Below are 10224 nucleotides of genomic sequence, written 5' to 3'. Positions count from 1 at the left end.
AAAAAGGCGGAGATCCGCCTTTTTATTACTCCGCGTCAACATAAGCCATGTATTTGAGCCAGGCCCGGGGGGCGCCTCGGCCGCCGCAGGGGGCGGCGAGGCCTCGTCACCCGGCGAGGCGGCAGGGGGGGGCGCCGTGGCGGCGTCATCGTCTTTTAAGGCGACAGGAGGCGGCTGACGCCTCGCGGCATCGGCAAAGGCCGCCAGATCGCGGAAAAGGCGCCTGGTGGCTTCAGAAATCCCGGACAGGCTGGACGGGCCCATGGCCACCCCGGCCCACAGGATGCGGCCGGACTCCACATCGATGTACCTCGCGTCGAGGCGCGCCTTGCCGTCTTCTTCGGCCACGGAGCCGCTCAAAATGGCCGTGGCCCCGGCCATGGCCCCTACCTTGAGGGCCGCCGAGGTGTAGGTCAGGCCCCGCTCCCCGAATTCCAGCTCTTCCAGCAGGCGACTGATGATCCGCCGCTCCACCACCTCGAACCGGCCGGAATTGACCGCCGCCGTGGTCAGCATTTCCGATACCAGCCGACCCTTCTCGCTGGAGCGGGCCTTGGCCGTGACCGGTTCGAATTCGAGGATGGCGATTTTTTGCCGGTCGGCGGCCCGGAATGTCGCAGCAGAAGACGGTCCCTCGGTCTCGGCGGCCTGCGCCGGGGGAAAGGGGGCTGTAAGCAGGCCCAGAAGGAGGATGGGCAGGAGAACGGAAACACGCGGCATAAACCAGATGCCTCCTTGGGCGAACCCCTGGCGGCCAGCCTTTCGGGGATTCGCGCCTGGTCGCGCCAAAGGCGTTGGGGACCATGTCATTTCCTTACGCAATGCGGCGAGGCCAGGTCAATGCCCGCGCGGGGACGTCCCTGGCGGCGGGCCGGAAGGAGCGAGGTTCACCGTCCGGGGCCGGGGGCGTTTGCCGTGAACAGGGCGTCGCCCGAGGCCAGTCGGCCCTTGGCGTCGGAAAAGGGGTCGTAGAGGCCCTCGAAGGCAAAGCCGTATCCGGCCAGGAACTCGCGCAGTTCGGGGAAAAGCGGCTGGCCGTCGTAGAGCGGGTAGAAGGCGGTCTCGGCCAGGATGAGCGTCGCCCGGCGCAGGATGCCCGTGGCCCCGCGCAGGGCGGCCAGTTCATAGCCCTGGAGGTCGAGCTTGATGATATCCGCTCCTTCCGGCAGGGCCGCATCCAGGCGGACCACCGGGACCGTCACCCGGGCCGTCTGGCGGATGTCCTGGTCGGCGTATTTCTCGTGGATGCCCGTGGGCGGGAGCATGGAGGACAGGGTGCGGCGGCTGAAGACCGTCAGTTCGGCCGCCGCCGCCTGGGGCCCCAGGGCGCAGGCCTGGACCACGACCCGGGCGTCGCCTGCATAACGCTTTTGAAGCTTGCGGGCCAACTCCGGCAGGGGCTCGAAGGCCGCCACCCGGGCCCGGGGGAAAAGCTCCAAAAATCGGGCCGTGATCCGGCCCTTGTTGGCCCCCCCGTCCACGATCATGGGATTTTTGACGGGGCACAGCTCGGCCAGCCGGTCCAGGGGCGGGGTGTCGCGCACCGGCGCGGGGTCGAGATCGTGGGGCATGGGGCGCGGCATGGCGGAATGGGCGGAACCGGTCAGGAAGCGCCGCCGGATGCGTCTTCGGGCTGGCCCGAGGCGTGGGTGTGGGGAAAAAGGGGCAGCGTCAGGGTGAACACGGCCCGGCCCGCGTCGTGGGCATAGGCCAGGGAACCGCCCATGTCCTGGGCCAACCGTCTGGCCAGGGCCAGGCCGGGGGCGCTTTCGCTTTTTTCGAAGGGCAAAAAAAGCCGTTCCGGCTCCCTGGCCGGTTCCGTCTCCGGATAGGACACGGACAGGCGGGAAAAGGTGTTGTCGGACCAGGCCGTCACGTCCAAGGCCCCGCCCCGGGGCATGTGCGCCACGCCGTGGCGCACCATGGCCGTCACCACCTGGCCCAAAAGCAGGGGGTCTTCCTCCACGGCGGTGATGGCCCGGGAAAAGTCCGTGCGGCACACGATGTCGCGGCCGACGAGCTCGGGGGCCAGGGCCTCCAGAACCTGGGCGATCGCCCCGCCCATTCCCAGGCACACCGGATGCTGGTCCGCCGGTTGCAGATAGCTCCGGATGCGGTTCACCAGGGCCTCCAGGCGGGCCGCCTCGGCCAGGATGATCTCGGCTTCATGGGCCTCGGGGTGGCGGTCGTGGAGCCTTTTGGCGAACCCGGCGATGGAGAACAGGGGGTTTCGGATCTCATGGGCCACTTCGGCGGAGACGGCCCCCAGGGTCTTGAGTTTTTCCTGCTGCACCGACAGCCGTTCCAACTCCACCCGGTCGGTGATGTCGATGAGCAGGCCTTCCACCAGGGGACCGTCCCCTTCGGGATCGGCCGTGGCGGGCATGATCTTGAGGATGCAGTGCATGGTGGTCCCGTCGGCGCGTAAAAAGCGGCAGTCCATGGACAGGGAGCGGGACACCCCGGAAAAGGCCCGGCCGATGACGTCGCGGATGGCCTGGCGGTCCTCGGGGTGGGCCCTTTCCACCAGCCAGCCCGGGACGGCCAGGGCCGTGGCCCGGGACTGCCCGAGCATGGTGCGGCAGTATTTATTGATGAATTCCAGGGTCAGATCCGGACGCAGGGCGAAGACCAGAAGCGGCAGGTTCTGGACCAGGTCGAAATAGCGGGCCTCGGCCCGCAGCATGCGCCGCCGGGTCTCGGCCGCCGTGATGGCCGCCTGGGCGGCATGGTCCAGCAGTTCGTAGCTTTCGATGGGCTTGACGATGTAGTCCGTGGCCCCGCTCCGAAAGCTCTCCACCACGTCGCGCACCTCGCCCCGCCCGGAGATGACCACCACCGGCGGAGGGTCGGCGACGTGGGCCAGTTCGGCCAAAAATCCGAATCCGTCCAGCACGGGCATGCGCAGGTCGAGCAGGATCAGGTCCGGCCGCTGTTTCTCCAATAGGCTCAGGGCCTGACGGCCGTTTTCGGCCTGGGCCGTCTGGTATCCCGAATGGGAAAGCCACAGGGACACGCTTTCGCGCAGGGTGGGATCGTCGTCGACGATAAGGACCAGGGGACTTTTCACGCGCGCCGGGCATCCTTGTGGAGGTGTGGTGAGTGGGACGGCCTGTGCCTTTTATGCCGGGTTGCCGGGGAAACGGCAAGGGGGCGACGGACGACAGTCGTCCGTCGCCCCGAATGATCGCTGGGAGGACAATCGACAAAAACGTTTTCTGTCGAAATACGGTATGTCCGAGAAAATTATATTGCAAAAATGTCAAAAAATACCTATACGCACTCCACCCGAACGGTGCCGGGGGCGCGGCGCGGACATCGCTTCTCGATCTTCATGACAGACGATGCCCGTGACCCCCGGAACCTGCGCAGGGGAAACACGGCCGCGTGGCGGCCAAAACTTTCAAGGGGGGGGTTTTCTATGAATGCGGCGGATACGGGTTTCATCCTCATCTGCGCAGCCCTGGTCATGTTCATGACCCCGGGGCTGGCCCTTTTCTACGGCGGCATGGTCCGGGCCAAAAACGTCCTGGGAACGGTCATGCACAGCATGGTCATCCTGGGCGTCGTGTCCATCGTCTGGGCCATCATCGGCTACACCTTGTCCTTTGGATCGGACATCGGCGGCCTCATCGGCGGCATGGACTACTTCGGCTTAAGCGGCGTGGGGGTCGAACCCAAACCTGGCGTGGACAATCTGCCGCACCTGGCCTTTATGGTCTTCCAGTGCATGTTCGCGGTCATCACCCCGGCGCTGATCACCGGCGCGTTCGCCGAGCGCATCAAATTTACCGGATTTTTGCTGTTCACCGTCCTGTGGGTCATTTTCGTCTACAGCCCCATGTGCCACTGGGTGTGGGGCGGCGGCTGGCTGGCCGGGCTCGGCGCCCTGGACTTCGCCGGAGGCGCCGTGGTGCACATGAGCTCCGCCGCCTCGGCCCTGGCCTGCGCCATCTACCTGGGCAAACGCTCGGGCTACGGCAAGCAGGCGTTTATGCCCCACAACCTGCCCCTGACCGTGCTCGGCGCGGCCATCCTGTGGTTCGGCTGGTTCGGCTTCAACGCCGGTTCGGCCCTGGCCGCCAACGGCCTGGCCGCCAGCGCCTTCACCACCACCCACATGGCCGCCGCCGCCGCCGCCATCGGATGGATGGTCGTGGAATGGATCCATCGCGGCAAACCCACCACCCTGGGCTTCGTGTCCGGCGCGGTGGCAGGCCTTGTGGCCATCACCCCGGCCGCCGGGTTCGTCACCGTCATGCCCGCCATCGTCATCGGCCTTCTGGCCGGCGGCATCTGCTACGGCGGCGTCCTGCTCAAGCACCTCTTCGGCTACGACGACTCCCTGGACGTGGTGGGCATCCACGGCCTGGGCGGCACCTGGGGTGCGCTGGCCACCGGCCTTTTCGCCACCAAGGCGGTCAATGAACTGGGCAATGACGGCCTGTTTTTCGGCAACCCCGGACAGTTGTGGATCCAGTTCGTGTCCGTGGTGGCCACCTGGGCCTTCTGCTTCGTCATGACCATGATCCTGCTCAAAGTCGTGGACGTCGTCACCGGCATTCGGGTAAGCTCCGAGGACGAAAACAAGGGGCTCGACGTCTCCCAGCACACGGAAGTGGGTTACCAACTCTAGGCCCCTCAAGGAGCAGCATCCCATGAAAAAGATAGAAGTCATCACCCGGCCGTACAAGCTCGACGAGGTCAAGGAAGCCCTGACCACCGCTGGAATCAAGGGCATGACCGTCTCCGAGGTCAAAGGCTTCGGCCGCCAGCGCGGGCACACCGAGGTCTATCGCGGCGCGGAATACCAGGTCGATTTCGTGCCCAAGGTCAAAATCGAACTGGTGGTCGAGGACGCCCTGGCCGCCGAGATCATCAAGACCATCCAAAACGCCGCCCGCACCGGCGAGGTGGGCGACGGCAAGATCTTCGTCTCCCATATCGAAGATGTGGTGCGCATCCGCACCGGCGAGACCGGCAACGCCGCCGTCTAAGACAAAGTCCCCGGGAGAGGGCGCCGCCCTCTCCCGGACCCTCTCCCGCCGGGGGGAATCATTCCCCCCGGACCCCCCGAACGGGGTTTCTCATACGGCCAGGGGCCTGGGAGCATGCTCCCAGGCCCCTGGCCGTATGAGAAACCCCGTTCGGGGGGTCCGGGGGGAATGATTCCCCCCGGCGGGAGAGGGTCCGGGAGAGGGCGGCGCCCTCTCCCGGGGACTTTGTCTTAGACGGCGGCGTTGCCGGTCTCGCCGGTGCGGATGCGCACCACATCTTCGATATGGGAGACGAAGATCTTGCCGTCGCCCACCTCGCCGGTGCGGGCGGCGTTTTGGATGGTCTTGATGATCTCGGCGGCCAGGGCGTCCTCGACCACCAGTTCGATTTTGACCTTGGGCACGAAATCGACCTGGTATTCCGCGCCGCGATAGACCTCGGTGTGCCCGCGCTGGCGGCCGAAGCCTTTGACCTCGGAGACGGTCATGCCCTTGATTCCAGCGGTGGTCAGGGCTTCCTTGACCTCGTCGAGCTTGTACGGCCGGGTGATGACTTCTATCTTTTTCATGGGATGCTGCTCCTTGAGGGGCCTAGAGTTGGTAACCCACTTCCGTGTGCTGGGAGACGTCGAGCCCCTTGTTTTCGTCCTCGGAGCTTACCCGAATGCCGGTGACGACGTCCACGACTTTGAGCAGGATCATGGTCATGACGAAGCAGAAGGCCCAGGTGGCCACCACGGACACGAACTGGATCCACAACTGTCCGGGGTTGCCGAAAAACAGGCCGTCATTGCCCAGTTCATTGACCGCCTTGGTGGCGAAAAGGCCGGTGGCCAGCGCACCCCAGGTGCCGCCCAGGCCGTGGATGCCCACCACGTCCAGGGAGTCGTCGTAGCCGAAGAGGTGCTTGAGCAGGACGCCGCCGTAGCAGATGCCGCCGGCCAGAAGGCCGATGACGATGGCGGGCATGACGGTGACGAACCCGGCGGCCGGGGTGATGGCCACAAGGCCTGCCACCGCGCCGGACACGAAGCCCAGGGTGGTGGGTTTGCCGCGATGGATCCATTCCACGACCATCCATCCGATGGCGGCGGCGGCGGCGGCCATGTGGGTGGTGGTGAAGGCGCTGGCGGCCAGGCCGTTGGCGGCCAGGGCCGAACCGGCGTTGAAGCCGAACCAGCCGAACCACAGGATGGCCGCGCCGAGCACGGTCAGGGGCAGGTTGTGGGGCATAAACGCCTGCTTGCCGTAGCCCGAGCGTTTGCCCAGGTAGATGGCGCAGGCCAGGGCCGAGGCGGCGGAGCTCATGTGCACCACGGCGCCTCCGGCGAAGTCCAGGGCGCCGAGCCCGGCCAGCCAGCCGCCGCCCCACACCCAGTGGCACATGGGGCTGTAGACGAAAATGACCCACAGGACGGTGAACAGCAAAAATCCGGTAAATTTGATGCGCTCGGCGAACGCGCCGGTGATCAGCGCCGGGGTGATGACCGCGAACATGCACTGGAAGACCATAAAGGCCAGGTGCGGCAGATTGTCCACGCCAGGTTTGGGTTCGACCCCCACGCCGCTTAAGCCGAAGTAGTCCATGCCGCCGATGAGGCCGCCGATGTCCGATCCAAAGGACAAGGTGTAGCCGATGATGGCCCAGACGATGGACACGACGCCCAGGATGACCATGCTGTGCATGACCGTTCCCAGGACGTTTTTGGCCCGGACCATGCCGCCGTAGAAAAGGGCCAGCCCCGGGGTCATGAACATGACCAGGGCTGCGCAGATGAGGATGAAACCCGTATCCGCCGCATTCATAGAAAACCCCCCCCTTGAAAGTTTTGGCCGCCACGCGGCCGTGTTTCCCCTGCGCAGGTTCCGGGGGTCACGGGCATCGTCTGTCATGAAGATCGAGAAGCGATGTCCGCGCCGCGCCCCCGGCACCGTTCGGGTGGAGTGCGTATAGGTATTTTTTGACATTTTTGCAATATAATTTTCTCGGACATACCGTATTTCGACAGAAAACGTTTTTGTCGATTGTCCTCCCAGCGATCATTCGGGGCGACGGACGACTGTCGTCCGTCGCCCCCTTGCCGTTTCCCCGGCAACCCGGCATAAAAGGCACAGGCCGTCCCACTCACCACACCTCCACAAGGATGCCCGGCGCGCGTGAAAAGTCCCCTGGTCCTTATCGTCGACGACGATCCCACCCTGCGCGAAAGCGTGTCCCTGTGGCTTTCCCATTCGGGATACCAGACGGCCCAGGCCGAAAACGGCCGTCAGGCCCTGAGCCTATTGGAGAAACAGCGGCCGGACCTGATCCTGCTCGACCTGCGCATGCCCGTGCTGGACGGATTCGGATTTTTGGCCGAACTGGCCCACGTCGCCGACCCTCCGCCGGTGGTGGTCATCTCCGGGCGGGGCGAGGTGCGCGACGTGGTGGAGAGCTTTCGGAGCGGGGCCACGGACTACATCGTCAAGCCCATCGAAAGCTACGAACTGCTGGACCATGCCGCCCAGGCGGCCATCACGGCGGCCGAGACCCGGCGGCGCATGCTGCGGGCCGAGGCCCGCTATTTCGACCTGGTCCAGAACCTGCCGCTTCTGGTCTTCGCCCTGCGTCCGGATCTGACCCTGGAATTCATCAATAAATACTGCCGCACCATGCTCGGGCAGTCCCGGGCCACGGCCCTGGCCGTCCCGGGCTGGCTGGTGGAAAGGGCCCACCCCGAGGACCGCCAGGCCATCCGCGACGTCATCGGCCGGGCCTTTTCCGGGGTGTCCCGCTCCCTGTCCATGGACTGCCGCTTTTTACGCGCCGACGGGACCACCATGCACTGCATCCTCAAGATCATGCCCGCCACGGCCGATCCCGAAGGGGACGGTCCCCTGGTGGAAGGCCTGCTCATCGACATCACCGACCGGGTGGAGTTGGAACGGCTGTCGGTGCAGCAGGAAAAACTCAAGACCCTGGGGGCCGTCTCCGCCGAAGTGGCCCATGAGATCCGAAACCCCCTGTTCTCCATCGCCGGGTTCGCCAAAAGGCTCCACGACCGCCACCCCGAGGCCCATGAAGCCGAGATCATCCTGGCCGAGGCGGCCCGCCTGGAGGCCCTGGTGAACCGCATCCGGAGCTATCTGCAACCGGCGGACCAGCATCCGGTGTGCCTGGGAATGGGCGGGGCGATCGCCCAGGTTCTGGAGGCCCTGGCCCCCGAGCTCGTCGGCCGCGACATCGTGTGCCGCACGGACTTTTCCCGGGCCATCACCGCCGTGGAGGAAGACCCCCTGCTTTTGGGCCAGGTGGTGACGGCCATGGTGCGCCACGGCGTGGCGCACATGCCCCGGGGCGGGGCCTTGGACGTGACGGCCTGGTCCGACAACACCTTTTCCCGCCTGTCCGTGTCCTATCCGGAGACGGAACCGGCCAGGGAGCCGGAACGGCTTTTTTTGCCCTTCGAAAAAAGCGAAAGCGCCCCCGGCCTGGCCCTGGCCAGACGGTTGGCCCAGGACATGGGCGGTTCCCTGGCCTATGCCCACGACGCGGGCCGGGCCGTGTTCACCCTGACGCTGCCCCTTTTTCCCCACACCCACGCCTCGGGCCAGCCCGAAGACGCATCCGGCGGCGCTTCCTGACCGGTTCCGCCCATTCCGCCATGCCGCGCCCCATGCCCCACGATCTCGACCCCGCGCCGGTGCGCGACACCCCGCCCCTGGACCGGCTGGCCGAGCTGTGCCCCGTCAAAAATCCCATGATCGTGGACGGGGGGGCCAACAAGGGCCGGATCACGGCCCGATTTTTGGAGCTTTTCCCCCGGGCCCGGGTGGCGGCCTTCGAGCCCCTGCCGGAGTTGGCCCGCAAGCTTCAAAAGCGTTATGCAGGCGACGCCCGGGTCGTGGTCCAGGCCTGCGCCCTGGGGCCCCAGGCGGCGGCGGCCGAACTGACGGTCTTCAGCCGCCGCACCCTGTCCTCCATGCTCCCGCCCACGGGCATCCACGAGAAATACGCCGACCAGGACATCCGCCAGACGGCCCGGGTGACGGTCCCGGTGGTCCGCCTGGATGCGGCCCTGCCGGAAGGAGCGGATATCATCAAGCTCGACCTCCAGGGCTATGAACTGGCCGCCCTGCGCGGGGCCACGGGCATCCTGCGCCGGGCGACGCTCATCCTGGCCGAGACCGCCTTCTACCCGCTCTACGACGGCCAGCCGCTTTTCCCCGAACTGCGCGAGTTCCTGGCCGGATACGGCTTTGCCTTCGAGGGCCTCTACGACCCCTTTTCCGACGCCAAGGGCCGACTGGCCTCGGGCGACGCCCTGTTCACGGCAAACGCCCCCGGCCCCGGACGGTGAACCTCGCTCCTTCCGGCCCGCCGCCAGGGACGTCCCCGCGCGGGCATTGACCTGGCCTCGCCGCATTGCGTAAGGAAATGACATGGTCCCCAACGCCTTTGGCGCGACCAGGCGCGAATCCCCGAAAGGCTGGCCGCCAGGGGTTCGCCCAAGGAGGCATCTGGTTTATGCCGCGTGTTTCCGTTCTCCTGCCCATCCTCCTTCTGGGCCTGCTTACAGCCCCCTTTCCCCCGGCGCAGGCCGCCGAGACCGAGGGACCGTCTTCTGCTGCGACATTCCGGGCCGCCGACCGGCAAAAAATCGCCATCCTCGAATTCGAACCGGTCACGGCCAAGGCCCGCTCCAGCGAGAAGGGTCGGCTGGTATCGGAAATGCTGACCACGGCGGCGGTCAATTCCGGCCGGTTCGAGGTGGTGGAGCGGCGGATCATCAGTCGCCTGCTGGAAGAGCTGGAATTCGGGGAGCGGGGCCTGACCTACACCTCGGCGGCCCTCAAGGTAGGGGCCATGGCCGGGGCCACGGCCATTTTGAGCGGCTCCGTGGCCGAAGAAGACGGCAAGGCGCGCCTCGACGCGAGGTACATCGATGTGGAGTCCGGCCGCATCCTGTGGGCCGGGGTGGCCATGGGCCCGTCCAGCCTGTCCGGGATTTCTGAAGCCACCAGGCGCCTTTTCCGCGATCTGGCGGCCTTTGCCGATGCCGCGAGGCGTCAGCCGCCTCCTGTCGCCTTAAAAGACGATGACGCCGCCACGGCGCCCCCCCCTGCCGCCTCGCCGGGTGACGAGGCCTCGCCGCCCCCTGCGGCGGCCGAGGCGCCCCCCGGGCCTGGCTCAAATACATGGCTTATGTTGACGCGGAGTAATAAAAAGGCGGATCTCCGCCTTTTT

The 10224-nt window shown here is 66.3% G+C and carries 10 protein-coding genes; 5 read left to right on the top strand and 5 right to left on the bottom strand.

All coding sequences use genetic code 11. From position 1 onward, the window contains the following. From V3572_RS16980 to V3572_RS16970, 3 genes are all read right to left on the bottom strand, one after another. The coding region (locus V3572_RS16980) for a FlgO family outer membrane protein (RefSeq protein WP_332112212.1) at window positions 1-720 on the bottom strand (720 nt) is incomplete at its 3' end. Between the two features lie 167 nt (window positions 721-887). Beyond that, the gene (locus V3572_RS16975; protein WP_332112213.1) at window positions 888-1571 is read right to left on the bottom strand and encodes an FkbM family methyltransferase; all 684 of its coding nucleotides are present in this window, start codon (window positions 1569-1571) and stop codon (window positions 888-890) included. Window positions 1572-1603: 32 nt separating this feature from the next. Beyond that, window positions 1604-3070 (bottom strand): response regulator, encoded by a 1467-nt coding sequence (locus tag V3572_RS16970; RefSeq protein WP_332112214.1) that lies wholly within the window; start codon window positions 3068-3070, stop codon window positions 1604-1606. 351 nt (window positions 3071-3421) lie between these two features. Between V3572_RS16970 and V3572_RS16965 the strand changes: the two genes are divergently transcribed. Together V3572_RS16965 and V3572_RS16960 are read left to right on the top strand one after the other, a co-directional pair. Further along, a complete protein-coding gene (locus V3572_RS16965) occupies window positions 3422-4636 on the top strand; it encodes an ammonium transporter (protein WP_332112215.1) in 1215 nt (404 codons plus the stop codon). Window positions 4637-4658: 22 nt separating this feature from the next. Further along, window positions 4659-4997 carry a P-II family nitrogen regulator gene (locus V3572_RS16960; RefSeq protein WP_176629347.1) on the top strand — a complete coding sequence of 113 codons (339 nt, stop codon included), beginning with the start codon at window positions 4659-4661 and terminating at the stop codon, window positions 4995-4997. A gap of 230 nt (window positions 4998-5227) precedes the next feature. On the opposite strand, the gene V3572_RS16955 is transcribed toward V3572_RS16960, so the two are convergent. Then, the gene (locus V3572_RS16955; RefSeq protein ID WP_176629347.1) at window positions 5228-5566 is read right to left on the bottom strand and encodes a P-II family nitrogen regulator; all 339 of its coding nucleotides are present in this window, start codon (window positions 5564-5566) and stop codon (window positions 5228-5230) included. 22 nt (window positions 5567-5588) lie between these two features. Next, window positions 5589-6803 carry an ammonium transporter gene (locus V3572_RS16950; RefSeq protein WP_332112215.1) on the bottom strand — a complete coding sequence of 405 codons (1215 nt, stop codon included), beginning with the start codon at window positions 6801-6803 and terminating at the stop codon, window positions 5589-5591. Between the two features lie 351 nt (window positions 6804-7154). Here V3572_RS16950 and V3572_RS16945 point away from each other — a divergent pair, with 351 nt between their 5' ends. From V3572_RS16945 to V3572_RS16935, 3 genes are all read left to right on the top strand, one after another. Further along, the gene (locus tag V3572_RS16945; protein WP_332112214.1) at window positions 7155-8621 is read left to right on the top strand and encodes a response regulator; all 1467 of its coding nucleotides are present in this window, start codon (window positions 7155-7157) and stop codon (window positions 8619-8621) included. Window positions 8622-8653: 32 nt separating this feature from the next. Continuing rightward, window positions 8654-9337, top strand: a complete 684-nt coding sequence (locus V3572_RS16940; RefSeq protein WP_332112213.1) for an FkbM family methyltransferase — start codon at window positions 8654-8656, stop codon at window positions 9335-9337. 167 nt (window positions 9338-9504) lie between these two features. Beyond that, window positions 9505-10224: FlgO family outer membrane protein (locus tag V3572_RS16935; RefSeq protein ID WP_332112212.1), on the top strand; the 720-nt coding region annotated here is incomplete at its 3' end.

This window comes from Desulfolutivibrio sp., from assembly GCF_036584575.1.
Classification (GTDB): domain Bacteria; phylum Desulfobacterota; class Desulfovibrionia; order Desulfovibrionales; family Desulfovibrionaceae; genus Desulfolutivibrio.
The sequence above is the reverse complement of the archived record's forward strand: the minus strand, read 5'-3'. Positions and strand labels throughout refer to the sequence as shown.

Excerpts from the sequence above, each read along its gene's own strand:
- V3572_RS16955 (WP_176629347.1), bottom strand. The coding sequence starts at position 5,566 with ATGAAAAAGATAGAAGTCATCACCCGGCCGTACAAGCTCGACGAGGTC.
- V3572_RS16950 (WP_332112215.1), bottom strand. The coding sequence starts at position 6,803 with ATGAATGCGGCGGATACGGGTTTCATCCTCATCTGCGCAGCCCTGGTC.
- V3572_RS16965 (WP_332112215.1), top strand. The coding sequence starts at position 3,422 with ATGAATGCGGCGGATACGGGTTTCATCCTCATCTGCGCAGCCCTGGTC.
- V3572_RS16940 (WP_332112213.1), top strand. The coding sequence starts at position 8,654 with ATGCCCCACGATCTCGACCCCGCGCCGGTGCGCGACACCCCGCCCCTG.
- V3572_RS16960 (WP_176629347.1), top strand. The coding sequence starts at position 4,659 with ATGAAAAAGATAGAAGTCATCACCCGGCCGTACAAGCTCGACGAGGTC.
- V3572_RS16975 (WP_332112213.1), bottom strand. The coding sequence starts at position 1,571 with ATGCCCCACGATCTCGACCCCGCGCCGGTGCGCGACACCCCGCCCCTG.